Annotated in this window: 20 protein-coding genes; 10 read left to right on the forward strand and 10 right to left on the reverse strand. The window is 62.7% G+C overall.

Annotation, left to right across the window (positions count from 1 at the left end; all coding sequences use genetic code 11):
- Nucleotides 1-39: 39 nt before the first annotated feature.
- Together KI235_RS14585 and KI235_RS14590 are read right to left on the reverse strand one after the other, a co-directional pair.
- The gene (locus KI235_RS14585; RefSeq protein ID WP_003201520.1) at nucleotides 40-1,209 is read right to left on the reverse strand and encodes a Gfo/Idh/MocA family oxidoreductase; all 1,170 of its coding nucleotides are present in this window, start codon (nucleotides 1,207-1,209) and stop codon (nucleotides 40-42) included.
- Nucleotides 1,210-1,227: 18 nt separating this feature from the next.
- Entirely contained in the window at nucleotides 1,228-2,151 is a 924-nt protein-coding gene (locus tag KI235_RS14590) for a TIM barrel protein (RefSeq protein WP_003201521.1), read from the reverse strand.
- A 128-nt stretch (nucleotides 2,152-2,279) separates the two neighbouring features.
- Between KI235_RS14590 and KI235_RS14595 the strand changes: the two genes are divergently transcribed.
- The 4 genes from KI235_RS14595 (at nucleotide 2,280) to KI235_RS14610 (ending at nucleotide 4,873) form a co-directional block, all read left to right on the forward strand.
- Complete coding sequence (locus KI235_RS14595) at nucleotides 2,280-3,335, forward strand: LacI family DNA-binding transcriptional regulator (protein ID WP_027911721.1); 1,056 nt, start codon at nucleotides 2,280-2,282, stop codon at nucleotides 3,333-3,335.
- 186 nt (nucleotides 3,336-3,521) lie between these two features.
- Nucleotides 3,522-4,028 carry a chalcone isomerase family protein gene (locus tag KI235_RS14600; protein WP_212795869.1) on the forward strand — a complete coding sequence of 169 codons (507 nt, stop codon included), beginning with the start codon at nucleotides 3,522-3,524 and terminating at the stop codon, nucleotides 4,026-4,028.
- Nucleotides 4,029-4,031: 3 nt separating this feature from the next.
- Nucleotides 4,032-4,571 (forward strand): DUF3833 domain-containing protein, encoded by a 540-nt coding sequence (locus KI235_RS14605; RefSeq protein ID WP_003201527.1) that lies wholly within the window; start codon nucleotides 4,032-4,034, stop codon nucleotides 4,569-4,571.
- Nucleotides 4,568-4,873 carry a DUF6482 family protein gene (locus KI235_RS14610; RefSeq protein WP_003201529.1) on the forward strand — a complete coding sequence of 102 codons (306 nt, stop codon included), beginning with the start codon at nucleotides 4,568-4,570 and terminating at the stop codon, nucleotides 4,871-4,873. Before KI235_RS14605 ends, KI235_RS14610 begins: the two co-directional genes overlap by 4 nt.
- A gap of 21 nt (nucleotides 4,874-4,894) precedes the next feature.
- On the opposite strand, the gene KI235_RS14615 is transcribed toward KI235_RS14610, so the two are convergent.
- From KI235_RS14615 to KI235_RS14650, 8 genes are all read right to left on the reverse strand, one after another.
- The gene (locus KI235_RS14615; protein WP_003201530.1) at nucleotides 4,895-5,383 is read right to left on the reverse strand and encodes a DUF2878 domain-containing protein; all 489 of its coding nucleotides are present in this window, start codon (nucleotides 5,381-5,383) and stop codon (nucleotides 4,895-4,897) included.
- Complete coding sequence (locus tag KI235_RS14620; protein ID WP_043042257.1) at nucleotides 5,383-6,651, reverse strand: cyclopropane-fatty-acyl-phospholipid synthase family protein; 1,269 nt, start codon at nucleotides 6,649-6,651, stop codon at nucleotides 5,383-5,385. Before KI235_RS14620 ends, KI235_RS14615 begins: the two co-directional genes overlap by 1 nt.
- Nucleotides 6,614-7,438 (reverse strand): DUF1365 domain-containing protein, encoded by an 825-nt coding sequence (locus KI235_RS14625; RefSeq protein ID WP_027911763.1) that lies wholly within the window; start codon nucleotides 7,436-7,438, stop codon nucleotides 6,614-6,616. Before KI235_RS14625 ends, KI235_RS14620 begins: the two co-directional genes overlap by 38 nt.
- The gene (locus KI235_RS14630; RefSeq protein WP_003201536.1) at nucleotides 7,435-8,682 is read right to left on the reverse strand and encodes an FAD-dependent oxidoreductase; all 1,248 of its coding nucleotides are present in this window, start codon (nucleotides 8,680-8,682) and stop codon (nucleotides 7,435-7,437) included. Before KI235_RS14630 ends, KI235_RS14625 begins: the two co-directional genes overlap by 4 nt.
- A 3-nt stretch (nucleotides 8,683-8,685) precedes the next feature.
- On the reverse strand, nucleotides 8,686-9,441 hold the full coding sequence (locus tag KI235_RS14635) for an SDR family NAD(P)-dependent oxidoreductase (RefSeq protein WP_003201538.1): 756 nt from the start codon (nucleotides 9,439-9,441) through the stop codon (nucleotides 8,686-8,688).
- A complete protein-coding gene (locus tag KI235_RS14640) occupies nucleotides 9,438-9,860 on the reverse strand; it encodes a nuclear transport factor 2 family protein (protein ID WP_003201541.1) in 423 nt (140 codons plus the stop codon). Before KI235_RS14640 ends, KI235_RS14635 begins: the two co-directional genes overlap by 4 nt.
- Before the next feature lie 147 nt (nucleotides 9,861-10,007).
- Nucleotides 10,008-11,084, reverse strand: a complete 1,077-nt coding sequence (locus KI235_RS14645) for an alkene reductase (protein WP_212795839.1) — start codon at nucleotides 11,082-11,084, stop codon at nucleotides 10,008-10,010.
- A 51-nt stretch (nucleotides 11,085-11,135) separates the two neighbouring features.
- Nucleotides 11,136-11,975 carry a pirin family protein gene (locus tag KI235_RS14650; RefSeq protein WP_039011885.1) on the reverse strand — a complete coding sequence of 280 codons (840 nt, stop codon included), beginning with the start codon at nucleotides 11,973-11,975 and terminating at the stop codon, nucleotides 11,136-11,138.
- 121 nt (nucleotides 11,976-12,096) lie between these two features.
- Here KI235_RS14650 and KI235_RS14655 point away from each other — a divergent pair, with 121 nt between their 5' ends.
- From KI235_RS14655 to KI235_RS14680, 6 genes are all read left to right on the forward strand, one after another.
- A complete protein-coding gene (locus tag KI235_RS14655; RefSeq protein WP_212795870.1) occupies nucleotides 12,097-13,011 on the forward strand; it encodes a LysR family transcriptional regulator in 915 nt (304 codons plus the stop codon).
- Nucleotides 13,012-13,248: 237 nt separating this feature from the next.
- Nucleotides 13,249-14,574 (forward strand): NAD(P)/FAD-dependent oxidoreductase, encoded by a 1,326-nt coding sequence (locus KI235_RS14660; protein ID WP_003201549.1) that lies wholly within the window; start codon nucleotides 13,249-13,251, stop codon nucleotides 14,572-14,574.
- Nucleotides 14,574-14,984: a RidA family protein gene (locus tag KI235_RS14665; protein WP_003201555.1), complete on the forward strand. Its 411-nt coding sequence runs from the start codon at nucleotides 14,574-14,576 to the stop codon at nucleotides 14,982-14,984. The genes KI235_RS14660 and KI235_RS14665 overlap by 1 nt, the downstream gene beginning before the upstream one ends.
- Before the next feature lie 10 nt (nucleotides 14,985-14,994).
- The gene (locus KI235_RS14670) at nucleotides 14,995-15,669 is read left to right on the forward strand and encodes a DUF1028 domain-containing protein (RefSeq protein WP_003201557.1); all 675 of its coding nucleotides are present in this window, start codon (nucleotides 14,995-14,997) and stop codon (nucleotides 15,667-15,669) included.
- Nucleotides 15,662-16,831 carry an acetylornithine deacetylase gene (gene argE / locus KI235_RS14675; RefSeq protein WP_028237009.1) on the forward strand — a complete coding sequence of 390 codons (1,170 nt, stop codon included), beginning with the start codon at nucleotides 15,662-15,664 and terminating at the stop codon, nucleotides 16,829-16,831. Before KI235_RS14670 ends, argE begins: the two co-directional genes overlap by 8 nt.
- Nucleotides 16,832-17,015: 184 nt before the next feature.
- Complete coding sequence (locus KI235_RS14680; protein ID WP_003201560.1) at nucleotides 17,016-18,056, forward strand: ABC transporter substrate-binding protein; 1,041 nt, start codon at nucleotides 17,016-17,018, stop codon at nucleotides 18,054-18,056.
- Nucleotides 18,057-18,202 lie beyond the last annotated feature (146 nt).

An 18,202-nucleotide genomic window follows, 5' to 3' on the forward strand; every position in this document is an offset into this window, starting at 1 on the left:
TGTTCTCCGTTAAGTAATGCTCATTACCGTGGCGAGGGGTCAATAGGCGACCCAGGTTGAATCCAGGTTGGCTGATTCCACACAGCGTTCGACCCAGCGCACGCCTTCCACGCCGGCATCGATGTCGGGGTAGCGCAGGGCCGCCAGTGCCTCGCTGTCGCCACGGTTCGCCGCATCCATGGCCAGGGCGAAGCGGCGATAGAGATTGGACCAGGCTTCGAACAGCCCTTCGGGGTGGCCGCCACCGATGCGGTCGTCCTGCAGCGCGTCGGCGTGCAGGTAGCCCATGCCGCGCTCCAGGATCTGCGCGGGCTGGCCCTGGATCTCGAAGCTCAGTTGGTTGGGCCGCTCGTCCCACCATTCAAGGCTGGCCCGGGAGCCGATCACGCGGATTTTCTGCCCGTGCATGGAACCGGCATTCACGGCGCTGGACCAGACCATGCCCATGGCGCCGCCTTCGTATTCCATCAAGGTGTAGGCGTTGTCTTCCAACGGGGCGCGGCTGGCGACGAAGCTTTGTCGGCTGCACATCAAGCGTTTGATCTTGAGATCGGGCAGCATCACCTTGGACAAATACAACGGGTGCGTGCCGACATCCCCCAGCACGTAGCTGGGCCCGGCCTGGCGCGGATCGACGCGCCACTGGGTGGCCTGGTTCTGCGCCTCCACCGGTGCGCTGTGAAAACCATGGGCAAACTGCATGTGCACCATGCGGATCTCGCCCAGTGCCTGCGCCGCGATCATCGCCCGGGCCTGTTCGATCAACTGGTGCCCGGCATAGCCGTAGGTCAAGCCAACGATGCGTCCCTTGGCTTGCGCCAGGGTGCGCAGCGCCTCGGCCTGCTCGAGGGTAAAGCACAGCGGTTTCTCGCAGACCACATGCAGCCCGGCTTCCAGGGCGGCCCGGGTGATGGCGTAGTGGGTGCCATTGGGCGTGGCGATCGACACCGCTTCAATCCCATCGGGACGTTGTGCTTCCAGCTCGAACAGGCTGAGGTAGTCCGAATAGCAGCGCTGGGGCTCGATACCCAGTTGCTCACCAAAGGCTTGGCCGCGTGCAGGGTCGATATCCAGCGCCGCGGCGACCAACTCGAAATTCCGGTCGCGCAGGGCGGCCGAGCGGTGGATGTAGCCGATCTGGCTGTGCTCGCCGCCACCGACCATGGCCCAACGGATGGGCCGCGTGATTGTTTTGCTGCCGTTGATCATGACGTTGTCCTTGTGTGATCAGAAACCGATGCGGGCCAGGTAGGCGCGGCTGGCGGCCACGTCGTCGAGGCTACTCCCGGCGTTGCGCGGGTCACGCTCCTGTTCGACGGTGATGCAGCCCACATAACCCAGTTCATGCACCAGGCTGTGCAGCGCCGGGTAATCGATGACGCCGCGCCCTATGGGGCACATCACGCCCCGGGCGCAGGCGGCGAAGAAGCGAATGTGTTCGTTCAGCACCTGGTCGAACACCACCGGGTCGATGTCCTTGAAGTGCAGGTAGTCCAGGCGATGGGCGTAGGTGCGCAGCGACGCGACCGGGTCCATGCCCGCGTAATAGAGATGCCCGGTGTCCAGGCACAGCCCGGCGACCTCATCGGGAATGTCGTCCACCAGGCGCGCCAACTCGTCGGCGAACTCGATGTAGCCACCGGCGTGGGGATGGATGACGGCGCGGATGCCGTATTGATGCCAGGCGATGTCGGCGATGGCGCGGATGTGCGCCATCATTGTGTTCCAGCGTGCATCGTCCAGGCGCGGGGCGCGGTCCGAGTGACCGGCTGCGTAGTCGCGTGCCTCGTGGCCCCAGTCGATGATCACCAGGTAGGGCCCGGCGAAGCGTTGGCCGAGCTGTTTTTCCATGGGGGGCAACTGCTTGAGCAGCGTGCAGATGTCGTGGGCCTGGCGCAGCAGTTCAGGCAGGTTGGCGGGGTTGACCAAGTCGTCGAAAATCGTCCCGGCAACCACGTGCAGGCCATGTTCGGACAAGGCCGGGCCTACGCCTTCGGCGTCCAGGGGCAAGTAACCATAGGGCCCCAGTTCAATGCCGCGGTAACCGGCCTCGGCCGCTTCTCTGAGCACGCGAGGCCAGGGTGGCAGAAAAGGATTCTTGACGTCGTCGACGCCCCAACAGCAGGGCGCTGTACAGATGTGAATGGCCATGGAAGCACTCCGGCTGTGTTTATTGTTATGGGCTGGACCTGATGCTATTGCGTTGCCGGGGAGGGGGCCATGGGGGGTTGGCTTAATCTGTCAAAACCCCTCATGATGCCTGGCGGAGGTGTCAAAACATGTCAGAAAAGCCACGCCGAATGCTTCGCCCCACCATGGCTGATGTCGCCCGGGAAGCCGGGGTCAGCCTGTCGACCGTCGACCGGGTGCTGAACCTGCGCGCCGACGTGCGCGCCGACACGGCCCAACGCATTGCCGCGGCGGCCGCGCGGTTGGGGTTCCATGCCAAGGGCGTTATCGAACAGCGGGTGCTCAACGACCGCCCGACCTTGCGGCTTGGCTTCCTGTTGCAGAAAAGTGGTGTGCCTTTTTACCAAGGGCTTGCCCACGCGTTGTCGAACGCTGCCGCGACCTGCACGCGAGCACGGATCCGTGTGGTCATCGGCTATTTGGACGACCTCGACCCGGTCATCGTGGCGCAACGCATCCTGGCCCTGCGCGATCAAGTGGACGGGCTGGGCGTGGTGGCGGTGGATCATCCCCGGGTCCGGGAGGCGGTTGCGCAATTGCGCGAGACAGGTGTTTCGGTGGTGGCGCTGCTGTCGGAGCTGTCCAGCGCCAGCGGCACGGGGTATGTCGGGTTGGACAATCGACTCACGGGCCGCACGGCAGGCTGGTTCATCAGCCGTCTGGCGAGGCAGCCCGGGGCGGCGGCCGTCATGCTCAGCAGCCAGCGTTTCCAGTGCCAGGAATTGTGTGAGCTGAGCTTTCGCAGTTATCTGGCCGAGCACTCCAGCGAATGGGAGCTGCTCGCGTCGCGCTTGACGCTGGAGGACGATGAGTTCGCGTATGGCAACACGCTGGACTTGCTCACCGCAGAGCCTGACCTGGTAGGGCTTTATGTGGCCGGTGGTGGCATCGCCGGCGTGTTGCGGGCCTTGCGCAGCCTCCAGGAACAGCAGATTCGCTTACCCGTAGTGGTGTGCCACGACCTGACGCCGTTGACACGCGAAGCGTTGAAGACGGGGCTGGTCCAGGCGGTACTTTCTCATCCCGTCGTGACCATGGCCGAACAGGCAGTCGAAGCCCTGGTGGAAGCGGCGACTGCCACGTCGCCAGGCCCGGCGCCGAGGCGGGTGGTGTCGCTTCAGATTGATGTATCGGAAAGCGTATAGCGGAACATTCGATCCGGTTTATTCATTCTGCGAAATGAGCATCGTGACCACTAAGCGATGTCTTCTCGAAAAGCTGTACAAATCTATATTCCTGTACAACTATAAAGGCTCCCTTGATAAACGGGTAACGCCTTCATGGCCCGGTCGTTCGCGCTCAGGAAAAGCCTGGTCGCCATAGCGCTTTGCATGTTTACGCTTTATTGCCCCCAAGCCTTGTCGGACTGGCGCGGCGTATTGCCAGGCGCGCGCCTGGTCGGGCAAGCCGATTTCGACTGGTATGGGTTCGACCTCTATCAGGCCAGGCTCTGGAGTGCGGCCGCTGCGCCAAGCCTGGAAACGGCGTTTGCCCTGGAACTCAATTACCGACGCGCCATCGACAAAGAGTCTTTGGTCGAAACGAGCCTGAAGGAAATGCAGCGCCTCAACGGTGCGCCCCTGGACGCCAAGCGCCGGGACGAATGGGCCGCTCAAATGCGCCGTGCCTTTATTGATGTGAAGCCTGGAAGTCGTATCACCGGTCTGTACCTGCCGGGGCAGGGCTGTCGTTTCTATGTGGGTGAAAAACTGTCTCTGGCGGTCACGGACCCACTATTCGCCCGGGCATTTTTTGCCATCTGGCTCGATCCTCGAACTCAGGAGCCTATCCTTAGAAATCAATTACTTGGAATCAAAACCTCACGTGATGGGAGATAATCAGTGAGACATTTTCTGATGGCATTGCTGCTGATACTGGGCCTGACCAGTTGCGGGAATGTGAATGTCGAACGTTATGCCGACCAGCAACCCCGACTGGATCTGGAGCGCTTCTTCAGCCAACCCGTCAAGGCCTGGGGGATCTATCAAAAGCGCTCGGGCGAAGTGATCAAGCGCTTTGAGGTGGACATTTCCAGCCGTCACGAGGGAGAGCACCTGATCCTCGATGAGCGCTTTCTCTATAGCGACGGCAGCCGTCAGCGACGGGTCTGGACGCTGACTCCCGAGGGACCCGGCCTGTGGCGTGGTCGCGCTGACGATGTGATCGGCCTGGCGCGAGGAGAAGTGGCCGGCAATGCGCTGCGCTGGCGTTATCGGTTGAACCTGCCGGTCGATGGCTCGACCTACGAGGTGGAGTTTGATGACTGGATGTACCTGATGGATGAGGACACGCTGATCAATCGCTCCAGCATGAGCAAGCTGGGTGTCGAATTGGGGCAGGTGACCCTGTTTTTCCGTCGTCAGGCCGTGAGCTCGCCATGAACTTGCAGGCGCTTACCGAGTTGGCTGTCGACGGGCGGATCCATGAACTGGAGTTGTTGTCGCTGGAGGGTGGCATCTACGTGTTGCGCGCCCGACTGGACGGTGGCCTGCGTACGTTGCTCGATGAGTCGGGAAAGACGTTGCATATACGTTCCACCACTCATTTGCGTGAGCTGCTGCGTTTCGTCCCGCGGCTGCCTTGCACGCTGGTGCAACAGGTTGTCCATGATGAGATGTGCGGCCAGCGCGAGGGGCCGATCGAGCCCTTGCGCATGCCGCTTTTCCTCGACGAGCCCTGGTAGCGACGGCGTTCCGGGGCCCGCTCAGTTCGGCTCGGCCAGGCGCAGCGCCAGGGGAAGCCATAACGCCCAGAGCGGTGCCAGGAACAGGGCGGTGCCAACGACTCCCAGTGGCAAGGCGACGCCCGCCAGTGGCGCCCCCACGCAATAAGCCAGCGGGCCACCGACCAAGCCCAGCAATACACCACGCCATACCGGCCGCATGGCCCAGGCTAGGCTATGACGCAGGCCTGTGGCAAACACCAGCCAGAGCAGTGCCAGCCAGAGCGGCAGCGGGGTTTGCTTGAATATGAACAAGCCCTGCGTACCCAGGCTCCAGTCCAGCAGCATGCCACTGAGCCCGACACGCATCACCGCAAACATCTCTGCCCGGGGAGCAGGACACAGCCACAGGTGGGCCAGCAATCCGATGACCACCGGCAACAGCCACCACGGATCCTGTGCCCCGAGCACACAGCCCCACCAACCCAGTTGCAACCAGAGGGCATTGACGATCAGGCCGCTGCGGCTCATCACGTATCCTGGTACTCCAGCAGGGCGGGTCGACGGGCGCCGGGCCCGGCGAAGAGCAGTTGGGCCACGCCGATGGCACGCTCGATGAATCCACCTTCGCAGTAACACAGGTAGAACTCCCACAGGCGCTGGAAGGTTTCGTCGTAGCCCAGCTGCGCCAATGCCTGGTGCGATTGGCGAAAGTTGTCGTGCCAGTGCCGTAGTGTGCGGGCGTAGTGCGCCCCGAAATCCTCGAGATGCAGGAGGTTGAGCGGCGTCTGGGTGCTGGCAGTCTTCAGCAGGATCGACAGTGACGGTAACGCGCCACCGGGAAAAACATGGCGCTGGATAAAGTCCACCGAGCGTCGGGCCTGCTCATAACGCTGGTCGCGGATCGTGATCGATTGCAGCAGCATCAGCCCGTCGTCCTTGAGCAGCGCGGCGCAGCGCCGGAAGTACTCGGGCAGATAGCGATGCCCGACGGCTTCGATCATTTCAATGGACACCAGCTTGTCGTAGCGCCCTTGCAAGTCTCGGTAGTCCTTGCGCAACACTTGAACCTGCTGTTGCAAGCCCAATTCTTCGACACGTCGACAAGTGTGGGTGTATTGCTCCAGGGACAGTGTGGTGGTGGTCACCTTGCAGCCATAATGGCTGGCTGCGTAGATGGCGAGACTGCCCCAGCCCGTGCCGATTTCCAGCAAATGGTCGCCGGGGCGCAGGTCGAGTTTTCGGCAGATACGGGCGAGCTTGTTGAGCTGGGCCTCTTCCAGGCTCTGTTCCGGGCTTTCGAACAGGGCGGCTGAATACATCATGGTGGGATCGAGCAGGCGCTCGAACAGAGCATTGCCCAAGTCGTAATGGGCAATGATATTGCGCCGCGAGCCCCGTCGACTGTTGCGGTTGAGCCAGTGCAGCCAGCGCAACAACGGGCGACCGACGCGCGCCAGGCCGCTGTCCATGGCGTCGAGCACATCCAGGTTGGCAACGAACAGGCGCGTCACAGCCGTCAGGTCGCCGCTGCGCCAATAGCCGTGGACATAAGCCTCGCCAGCGCCGATGGAGCCGTTGCAGGCAACCATGCCCCAGACCGCGTCGTCGAGGATCTCGACCTCGGCCATCAAGGGGCTGGCCAGGTCACCGAAGCTCAATGGCTCGCCATTGAGTAGCAGCCGCAGGTGGCCATGACGCAGGCGGCGCAACTGACCCAGCACGGCTTGCTTGAATAAGCCTCCGTTAAAGAGGTCGCAACTACCTGCCTTGGTAGCGCTCAGGGTCGGTTCGGGCATGATTGGGATCCTTGTGAGCGGTTTGACCCAGACTCAGGCCGTCTTCGCTGGCCTGATGGGCGTAGAGGGGCGTGCGTTTGAAAAGCAGGCGCAGGGCCTGCCAGTAAATGGCGCTTACGGTGCGCAGGCTCATCCAGGGGAAGGCCAGGACATGTCGGCGCAGCGAGGAGGCGTCGAGGGGGTGGCGCTTGAGCGCCAGGTCGGCCTCGAACACCTTGTGGCCTTCGCGCCAGTTCTCCATGCGTATGCGGATGTGCGTGTCCTGGACCAGGAACCCCATGTGATAGTCCATATCCCGAGGCAGGAATGGCGATACGTGAAACGCCTTGGCCACCCTGAAGGCACAGGGTTCGCCAGCAGGCACCGGCAATACATAGTGATAGCGCTCGCGCCATGGGGTGTTGCGCACTTCACATAGGATCGCCGCCAGGCGCCCGTTGGCTTCATGGCAGAAATAGAAACTAACCGGGTTGAACGACAGGCCCCAACTGCGCGGTTGAGTCAGCAGGTGAATCGCCCCTTGGGGAGCGGCACCCAGGGCTTCATCGAGGATCTGGCGCACGGCATCGACCAGAGAAACCCCAAGGCGGGTGTGCGATGGCAGGTAGTCGCGCTCGCGCCAGCACAGGGGGGCCCAGGACCAGGGCCGCAGCAGGCGCGACAACCCCAGCATGTGTTCCTGTTCGGCGAGGTCCACGTAAAGCATGCCGATCCGATAGCGGAAGGCATGGATTCGCGGCGTATGGCGCCGATGATCAATCCAGCCGCGACACACACTGCTGTTCAAAGCTGTTCTCCGAAATGCTTCGCCACGTCGAGCGCACTGACCACGCCATCCTCATGGAAGCCGTTGGCCCAGTAGGCGCCGCAGAAATAGCTGTGCTGATGCCCTTGCAGATCACCTTGTCGGCCCTGGGCGGCAATGGCGGCGAGGCTGTACTGAGGGTGCGCATAATCGAAGCGCGCAAGCACCTTGACCGGGTCGACCGCGTCGCCCTGGTTGAGGCTTACGCAGAAGGTCACCGGGGCGTCCAGGCCCTGGAGCAGGTTCATGTTGTAGGTCACCGCGGCAGGTGCCTGCGCAGGGCCACCGAGGCGATAGTTCCAGCTCGCCCAGGCCTGGGGGCGTTGGGGAAGCAGGCGGGTGTCGGTGTGCAGCAGCACTTCATTGCTGGCGTAGGTCAGCGCGCCGAGTACTTCACGCTCTGCCATGCTTGGCGCCTCGAGCAGGGCGAGGGCCTGGTCGCTGTGGCAGGCGAACACCACCTTATCGAAATGCTCGGTGCCGGCGCTGCTGGTCACGCTTACCCCGGCAACGTTGCGACTGACACACTGCACTGGGCAATTGAGCCGGATATGTTCGCGAAAGGCTGCACACAAAGGCTCTATGTAGCCACGTGAGCCGCCCGCGATCACGCGCCATTGAGGGCGCTGATTGACCGACATGAGGCCGTGGTTGTGGCAAAAGCGCACAAAGAACTCGAGCGGGAACTCCAGCATCCCGGCGGGCGACATCGACCAGATTGCTGCGCCCATGGGGACGATGTAGTGATCGATGAAACGTTGGCTATACCCTTGGCTGTGCAGGTAGTCGCCGAGCCGGGCGCTGCTATCGATGCGCTGCGCCTGCAGGTCGGCGGTGGCCTGCCGATTGAACCTGAGTATGTCCCACAGCATGCCCCAGAACCCGGGTGAAAACAGATTGCCACGGCGGGCGAACAGGCTGCGCAGGGTGTGGCCCTTATACTCCTGGCCGGTGGCCGGATCATGCACGGAGAAGCTCATTTCAGTAGGGCGAGACGCGACGCCCAACTGGTCCAGCAGACGGATGAAATTCGGGTAGGTCCAGTCGTTGTACACAATGAAGCCTGTGTCTACGCCATAGCGCTGCCCCTGCCAATCGACATCCACGGTGTGGGTGTGGCCACCTATCCTGTCGTCGGCCTCGAACAGGGTAATCTGGTGCCTGCGGGCCAACAGGTAAGCACATGTCAGCCCGGAAATGCCGCTGCCGATGATCGCGATGCGCATGCTTCATGACTCCTTGGAAGGGCGTGCCAGGCGTTGGCCAAGGGCCAGACGCCAGCGGGCAGGCAAATGCCCGAGCAGGCGCAGGACCAGCGTGAAGGACCACGGAAACGCAATGTCTAGCGGGCGCGCCGGCAGGCGTCGCGCGATATGGCGGGCCGCTCGTTGCGCCGACCAGCGCATGGGCATGGGGAAGTCGTTGCGTCGGGTCAGTGGCGTGTCGACGAAGCCGGGACTGACCAGGGTGACATCGATACCCTCGGCGGCCAGGTCGATGCGCAAGGATTCGATCAGATAACGCAACGCGGCTTTGGACGCACCGTAGGCGCCGGCGCGAGGCAGGGCCAGCCAGGTGACCGCACTGCTCACCGCCACCAGATGTGGACGCTGGCCCCGGCGCAGCAAGGGCAGGGCGGCCTCCAGGCAATGGCAAGTACCCAGCAGGTTGGTGTTGATGAGTCGTTCGACCAGGCGGGTGTCGAAGTGGTCCGGCTCCAGGTATTCGCAGGTGCCGGCATTGAGGATTACCAGGTCGAGCGCCCCCCAATGAAGGTCAATCTGCTGGCAGATCGTGGCGACCTGGTGCGGGTCGGTCAGGTCGCCCGGTAGCACCAATATCTGGTCTTGATAGCGTGTGGCCAACGTCTCCAGGGGGTGGGTCCGGCGCGCACTCACAGCCAGGTGATGCCCCTGTTCCAGAAGGACTGCCGCCAATGCCGCGCCAATGCCGCTGCTGGCGCCGGTCAGCCAGACACGGCTCATGCCAACCTCCGCTTGAGCCAGCGAATCACCGATCCAAACAGCGGCAGATGTTCGTAGAGCAGGGCGCCTGCGTCGAAAAAGTCTTGGTGCAGGTAGACTCGATCATTCCAACGCAGATAGCTGCAGCCTTGCAGCGCGATGGGTGCTCCTTGCGCCAGGCGAGGATGACTGAAATGCAGGGTCCAGCGCAGATAGCCCTCTCCGGCACCGACTTCATCGAAGGCGTGGAAGTCATAGCGCAGGTTGCTGACGTTGGCGTACAACTGGGCAAAGTAAGTGCGCAGGGCCGACAGGCCTTCGATCCGGTGCAGAGGGTCTTGGAACTGTATGTCGGCGCTGTAGAGCTCATCGAGCTCAGCCAGGCGACTGGCGTCCAGCTCGGCGAAAGCGTGGGCGAAACGCTGGAGGTAGACGGACATGCATAGGCTCCGATTGTTGTACAGGAAATAATTCCTGTACAAGTTTTCAGAAGCCTACTGCACGCCTTGTACAAATTAAAGTGTTTTGTACAAGTAATTTCGCTGTTTTGTATAATGCATAGCGAGACGCGCGCTGGACGCTGGGCCTCAGGCCTCGGTCAGGGTCGGATAGTCGGTATAACCGCGCTCGTCGCCCTGGTAGAACGTCGATGCATCAGGGGTGTTCAGCGCCTGGCCTCGTTTGAAACGTTCCACCAGGTCCGGGTTTGCCAAAAACGGCGTGCCGAATGCCACCAGGTCAGCTTCTCCACGGCTGATAGCAGTGGCGGCGCGTTCGGCGCTGTAGCCGCCATTGGCAATGTACGTCCCACCGAAGCGACGCTTGAGTTCCAGGAAGTCGAACGGGCCTTCGCCCAATTCCACGATGTGCAGGTAAGCCAGGCCGTAGCGGCTGAGCATTCTGGCCGTGTAGTCGAAAGTCGCCTGCGGGTTGCTGTCGCTCATCGAGAAGTAGCTGAAGATCGGCGACAGGCGAACGCCGACACGGCTGGCGCCGAAGACTTCGATCACCGACTCGACCACTTCCTTGAGGAAGCGCGCGCGGTTCTCGATCGAGCCGCCGTAGGCATCGGTACGTTGGTTGGTGCCGTCACGCAGGAACTGGTCGATCAAGTAGCCGTTGGCGCCATGAATCTCCACACCGTCAAAGCCGGCCAGCTTCGCGTTGGCCGCGGCCTGGCGGAAGTCGGTGACCACGCCGGGGATTTCATCGAGCGCCAGGGCCCGTGGCAGTTCATAGGGCTTGAGCCCTTCGGGGGTGTAGATCTCGCCATCGGCCTTGATTGCCGAGGGGGCTACGGGTTGGGCGCCGTTGACCTGCACCAATGGATGGGAAAGACGGCCCACGTGCCAGAGCTGCAAGAAGATCTGCCCGCCCTCGGCATGGACCGCGTCGGTCACCTGTTTCCAGCCGGTGATCTGCTCAGGAGTAAAGATCCCTGGCGTTCTCAGGTAACCCTTGCCCTGGGCCGACACCTGGGAGCCTTCGCTGATGATCAGGCCGGCGCTGGCCCGTTGGCTGTAGTACTCGGCCATCAGGGGCGTGGCTGCATCGCCAGCGCCCGCGCGGCTGCGGGTCATCGGTGCCATTATCATGCGGTTGTTCAGGGACAGCTTGCCGACTTGAGTGCGGGACAACAGAAGATCGAGACCGATGTCAGTCATGATTCACCTCTAAGGGATCGGGTAGGAATTAGGGGTTGAGTCGAGGGTCGGTCAGGCCAACCGACCCTCTTGTTGCAAAAGGGCGCCGATGCGCTGGATTTCTTTCTCGCCTTTTTCCAGGGCGGCCTCGCTGGTGTGCACCGAGTAGTAGCCCATCACCAGGTCGTGGGGATGCTTGACCGCCGAACCGAGTACGAAGGAGGTCGCGCCTCGGGCAACGATGTCGATGGCCTCTCCGGACGCTTCGAATACCACCATTTCTCCAGCATTGACGTGGCCGCCAGCATCGAGACTGCCGTCGTTGACCGCCAGCCAGGCGACGGTGTGCCCGGCCGGTGGCGTGTAGCGCCAGTGCTCGTTGTCCTGCAACTGCACGGCGAGGTAATTCATGCCCGCTGGCGCCGCGACGCTGCTGCGGGCCGCGCCGTATTGGCCGAGCAATACCAGCGCCGGACCTTCACGGGGGATCTCGGAGGGGGCCAGGTAGACGCTGCTGGCCGGGGCATTTTCTTCCGCCGCCGGCAGCGCAACCCAGAGCTGGAAGCCTTGGATTGGCGAACCTGCGACCGGCCAGGCGGTGTGCCACACGCCGTTACCGGCTTGCATCCACTCCATGCCGCCGCTGGGCAGCGTGCCTGACTGGCCCGTGGTGTCTTCGTAGATCACTTGTCCCTCGATCATGTAGGTCAGCGTGGCGATCCCGGAATGAGGGTGCATGCCGAAACCTCTTTGCATGGCATCGGCGTTGAAGGCGAAGTGATCGAGAAACACGAATGGCTTGCAGAGCTGGCCCAGGTCGCCGGGGCTCATGAGCCGGGTGATCGGCCCATGGCTGCTGCCGGAGGTGCGGTGGACGATGGCGCGCGGCGGTGCTGCGACGGTGCTGTTCATGGGTTGCCTCCAAGTCTTGGGCGTTGGGCCTCGATGCGAGAAGGATAAGTGCCTGCCAATGGATTGATTAGCCGATACAATCGGATTGAACTCATCCATGAAACGAAGGAATGTGCGCGCCATGCTCGATCTCAACGATGTTGCGCTGTTCGTCCAGGTGGTCCGCAGCGGCAGCTTCGCCGAAGCTGCCAGGCGCCTGGGGATGCCTTCCAATACCGTCAGCCGACGGGTCCAGCAGTTGGAGGCGCAACTGGAATCGCGTCTTTTGCAGCGCTCGACCCGCAAACTCACGCTGACCCATGCGGGCCAGGGATTTTATGAACGCTGCGTGGATGCGGTGGACGGCCTGATGGATGCCGGACAGGAACTGATGATGGGCAGCGAGGAGCCCAGCGGCCTGGTGCGCATCGCGGCGATGGCGGATTTTTTCGATTTCTTCCCGATGGAATGGGTGGCCGACTTTTTAGCCGCACATCCGCGAGTGCAACTTGATTTCGTGCTCAGCGATGCCCGGGTCGATCTGATTGCCGACCGCATCGACGTTGCCTTTCGCGGCGGTCCCTTGCAGGACTCGGGGTATGTCGGTCGTCAATTGCTCAAGAACGACGGCGACGGCATGGTTGCCAGTCCCGCGTACATTGCCGCGCGCGGCACGCCGCTTTCGTTGCAGGACCTGGCTCACCACGTCGGCGTGAGTTTCGGCCAACCCGGCGGCATGGCCCATTGGCGATTCGTTGGCCCGGACGGCATCGAGGAACAGGTGCAGATCGCCAGCCGATTCCACGCCAACACCGCCCAGGCGTTGCGCAGGGCGACCGTCGCGGGCCTGGGCATCGCCGTGTTGCCGGGGGCGCTGAGCAGCCTCGATCTGGAAGCCGGAAGGCTGGTGCGTGTGCTGCCGCAATACCGGCGCATCGGCTTCGGCCTGAATGTGCTCTATCCGAGCCGGCGGCAGTTGCCGCTGGCGGTTTCGGCGTTCATCGGGTTGGTGATGGAGAAACTGGAACTCAAAGCGTTTCCGGCGCGGATGCAGTGAACTAGTTAACGCGATCGATCGTTCTCACGCAGAACCAATGTGGGAACGATCATCACGCAATAGCCCATTTTTTTCCTTCCCAGCAACGATAAAAACCCTCGTTTCGCAAATCTCCCCCCGCCAACACAATCGCCTCGACATCTGATCTCGATAGCTGCAAGCGCAGAACAAAAAAATCAGAACCCGAGGCGGCGCTATGCCGGCCTGAACCAAACCTACTGCCGGAAGTGCACAGACATGCCCGTTGAAACCCTACGCATCGATACGCTTGTTATAGGCGCCGGCCAGGCCGGCATAGCCATGAGTGAGCACTTGAGCCGGCAAGGCGTGCCGCATCTGGTGGTGGAGCGAAGCCGCATTGCCGAAGCCTGGCGCACATCACGCTGGGATTCGCTGGTGGCCAACGGGCCGGCCTGGCATGACCGCTTTCCGGGGTTGGAATTCGACGGGCTCGGTCCAGATGACTTCGCGACAAAGGACCAGGTGGCCGATTATTTCGAAGCCTATGCCAGCAAGTTCAACGCGCCGATCCGTACCGGCGTGGACGTCAGGAAAGTCGAGCGCAATGTCGGTCGCCCAGGCTTCACCATTGAAACCTCCGAAGGCTTGATCGAGGCGATCCATGTCGTCGTCGCCACTGGGCCCTTTCAGCAGCCGGTGATTCCACCAATTGCGCCGGATATGGCGACGGTTACCCAGCTGCACTCGGCCCAGTACCGCAATCCCCGGCAATTGCCCGAGGGGGCGGTGTTGGTGGTGGGCGCCGGGTCGTCGGGGGTGCAGATCGCCGATGAGCTGCAGCGCGCCGGCAAGCAGGTCTATCTCTCGGTGGGTGCCCACGATCGTCCGCCGAGGGCCTATCGCAACCGCGATTTCTGCTGGTGGCTAGGTGTGTTGGGCGAGTGGGATGCGGAAGCGGTCAAGCCCGGCAAGGAGCACGTCACCATTGCGGTGAGCGGTGCCCGTGGCGGTCATACCGTGGATTTTCGCCGGCTGGCCCACGAGGGCATCACCCTGGTGGGGCTGACGAAATCGTTCAACGGCAGCGTGGTGTGCTTTGAGCCGAATCTTGCCGAAAACATCGCCCGTGGCGACGAGAACTATCTGGCGCTGCTGGATGCCGCTGACGCCTACATTGCCCGCAATGGCTTGGACCTGCCGCTCGAACCTCAAGCCCGCGACCAGTTGCCCGACCCGCAATGCCTGACCCAGCCGATCCTGGAGCTGGACCTGGTCGCCGCCGGGGTGGCCAGCGTCATCTGGGCCACCGGCTATTCGGTGGACTACAGCTGGCTGAAGGTCGACGCCCTCGGGGCCAACGGCAAGCCTCGGCATCAGCGCGGCGTTTCCAGCGAACCGGGCCTGTATTTCGTCGGCTTGCCCTGGTTGTCGCGACGAGGCTCGGCGTTCATCTGGGGCGTCTGGCATGACGCCCGGCACATTGCCGATCACATCGTGAAGCAACGCATTTACCTCGCCTATCAAGATGCTGCCCAGCGCCAGGCCCCTGCGCGCGACAGCGATTCGTATCGTTCGAAAACCAGTCTCACGGGAGTCCGTTGATGCCTACTCATACACGTATTCGCATGTTCAACACCAAGGACACCTACCCGAACCAGACGCTGGACAACGACCTGTGCCAGGCCGTGCGCGCCGGCAACACCGTCTATGTGCGCGGCCAGGTTGGCACTGATTTCAACGGTCAACTGGTGGGCCTGGGCGATCCTCGCGCCCAGGCCGAGCAGGCCATGCGCAACGTCAAGCAACTGTTGGAAGAGGCCGGCAGCGACCTGAGCCACATCGTCAAGACCACCACTTACCTGATCGACCCGCGTTACCGCGAGCCGGTGTACCAAGAGGTCGGCAAGTGGCTCAAGGGCGTGTTTCCGATCTCCACCGGGTTGGTGGTCAGTGCCCTGGGCCAGCCGCAGTGGCTGATGGAAATCGACGTGATCGCGGTGATCCCTGAATAAGGAGCGGAGCATGACTTTTTCCATCGCTGGACGCTGTGCCGAAACCGGCCAGTTGGGCATCGCCATCAGTTCCTCAAGCATTGCCGTCGGCGCCCGTTGCCCCTGGTTGCGCGCGGGCGTCGGCGCGGTGTCGAGCCAGAACATTACCCTGCCGGCCCTGGGGCCGCAGATTCTTGACGAACTGGCCGGCGGCCTGGTGGCCCAAGCGGCGCTGGAGCGGACCCTGGCACGCAATGGCTACAGCCAGTATCGCCAGGTGGCGGTGATCGATGCCGAGGGGCGCACGGCGATTTTCAGTGGCGAGCATACCTTGGGCACCCACAACGCCGTGGCCGGTGAGCAATGCGTGGCGGCTGGGAATCTGTTGGCCAACGGTGCGGTGATCGAGGCCATGGTCGCGGCCTTCGAGCATAGCGCCGGCTGTCTTGCAGCACGTTTGGTGAGCGCGTTGCAGGCTGGACAGGCGGCAGGCGGGGAGGCCGGGGCGGTGCATTCGGCGGCGCTGTCGGTGGTCGATGACCTGACCTGGCCCATCGTCGATCTGCGGGTGGACTGGGCTGAGGAAAACCCCATCGGCGAACTGGAAAAGCTTTGGCTCGCCTATCAGCCGCAATTGCAGGATTACCTGACCCGCGCGCTCAACCCGACGCTGGCGCCCAGTTATGGAGTGCCGGGCGATGAGTGAGCTGCGCAGTCGCGCCCTGCTTGCCGAACTGGTGGGCTTTGCCACGGTCAGTCGCGAGTCGAACCTGGCCTTGATCGAGTTCGTGCGCGATTACTTGCAAGGGCTGGGCGTGGATAGCGAGCTGATCTACAACGCCGAGCGAACCAAGGCCAACTTGCTGGCGAGCATTGGCCCAGCGGTGCCCGGTGGCGTGGTGTTGTCCGGGCATACCGACGTGGTGCCGGTGGATGGGCAGGCCTGGACGGTCGATCCGTTCTGCCTGACCGAGCGGGACGGCAAATGGTTCGGGCGTGGTACGGCGGACATGAAGGGGTATCTGGCATCGGTGCTGGCAGCGGTGCCGATGTTCCTCGCCAGCGCGCTTCGTCGACCGCTGCACCTGGCGTTTTCCTATGACGAAGAGGTGGGTTGCCTGGGCGTTCACAGCCTGTTGGACGTGTTGGTTCGGCGAATTCCCCAACCAGCGCTGTGCCTGATTGGCGAACCCACCCGACTGCAACCGGTGCTGGGGCACAAAGGCAAGCTGGCGATGCGTTGTCATGTCCGAGGGGCGGCCTGTCATTCGGCCTATGCACCTTACGGGGTCAACGCCATCGAGCAGGCGGCGCGCCTGATGGGGCGCTTGGGCGAGATCGGTGCACAGCTGGCCGAACCATCACGGCATGACCCGCGCTTCGATCCACCGTTTTCCACGGTGCAGGTCGGGGTGATCCACGGCGGCACGGCGCTGAACATTGTCCCGGCCGATTGCCGTTTCGATTTCGAAGTGCGCGCCTTGCCGGATTTCAATCCCCAGGTGGTGGCCGAGCAATTGCAGGACTTTGCCGAACAGGAACTGCTGCCAGCGATGCAGGCGGTGGCGGGCGATACGGCGATTGGTTTTGAACCACTGTCCGCCTATCCGGGCCTGGCGACCTCGCCTGACAGCGCTGCTGCACAACTGGTTGCGCGACTGTGCGGCAGCGACGCTTTCAGCACCGTTGCTTTCGGCACCGAAGGCGGCCTGTTTCACCAGGCTGGCGTGCCAACGGTGGTCTGTGGCCCCGGCAGCATGGACCAGGGGCACAAGCCCGACGAATACGTGAGCGTTGAACAAATGGCCGCCTGCGATCGCTTGATGGATCGGTTGGCGAGCTATCTCGCTGAACCCAATGGTCCGTGACCACGAGGCGGCCAAAGTGAACGATTTCAACATCAGGAAAATCCTGGCGGCCAGTTGTGCCGACCTCAACGAATGGGCCGACAAGAGCCTTATTGCTGTAGATCACTCCGCCCGCGCTTACGGCCACCCTTGAGTCCCGTCGCCGGCTCGTGCGGGCGAGCCGGCATTTTCGAGGAACCGCTTCATGTCCAGATCCTTGCGTTGCAATATTGCGTGTGCGTTGGCGTTGTTGAGTTCCAGCGTCATGGCCGCGCCCCAGAGCTTGACCGTGATTTCCTTTGGCGGCGCCACCAAGCAGGCCCAGGACAAGGCCTACTTCCAACCCTTCAACGCCAGCGGTGCAGGAAGCATCGTGGCCGGCGAATACAACGGTGAGCTGTCGAAGATCAAAGCCATGGTCGCGGCCGGTCACACCAGTTGGGACGTGGTCGAAGTGGAAAGCCCCGAGTTGCTGCGAGGCTGTGAGGAAGGCTTGTTCGAGAAGCTTGACCTGGCCGGCCTGGGCGACCCGGCCAACTATGTGCCCGGCGCACTCAATGAGTGTGGCGTCGCCACCTACGTCTGGTCGATGGTCCTGGCCTATGATCAGAGCAAGCTCGCCAAGGCGCCCAGCTCCTGGGCGGACTTCTGGAACGTTGCCCAGTACCCGGGCAAGCGCGGGCTGCGCAAAGGGGCCAAGTACACCTTGGAGATCGCCTTGCTGGCCGATGGGGTCAAGTCGCAGGACTTGTACAAGGTGTTGAACACGCCGGAGGGCGTGTCCCGGGCCTTCGCCAAGCTGGATCAGATCAAGCCGAATATCCAATGGTGGGAAGCCGGCGCCCAACCGGCGCAATGGTTGGTGGCGGGAGACGTGGCGATGAGCGCCGCCTATAACGGGCGCATCGCGTCGGCGCAAAAGGAAGGCATGAAACTGAGCATTGTCTGGCCGCAGAGCCTGTACGACCCGGAGTATTGGGCGGTGGTCAAGGGCACGCCGAACAAGGCCCTGGCCGAGCAGTTCATTGCCTTTGCCAGCCAGCCGCAGACCCAGAAGGTGTTTTCGGAGAACATCCCTTATGGGCCGGTGCACCGCAAGACGCTGGCGCTGTTGCCGACGGCGGTACAGGAGCAGTTGCCAACCGCCGAGGCCAACCTGGCTGAAGCGCAAGCCGTGGATGCGGAGTTCTGGGTCGACCACGGCGAGGAGCTGGAACAACGCTTCAACGCCTGGGCGGCTCGCTAGGCACCGAACCGCCTCCTCACCATGGACCGATCGTTCCCACGCTCCTGCGTGGGAACGTCGCCAGGGACGCTCCGCGTTCCGCTTCTGGAGGGTGACGCAGAGCGTCACGGGATGCATTCCCACGCAGAGCATGGGGACGATCAACG

The sequence above is a fragment of the Pseudomonas sp. St386 genome (assembly GCF_018325865.1).
Taxonomy (GTDB): domain Bacteria; phylum Pseudomonadota; class Gammaproteobacteria; order Pseudomonadales; family Pseudomonadaceae; genus Aquipseudomonas; species Aquipseudomonas brassicacearum.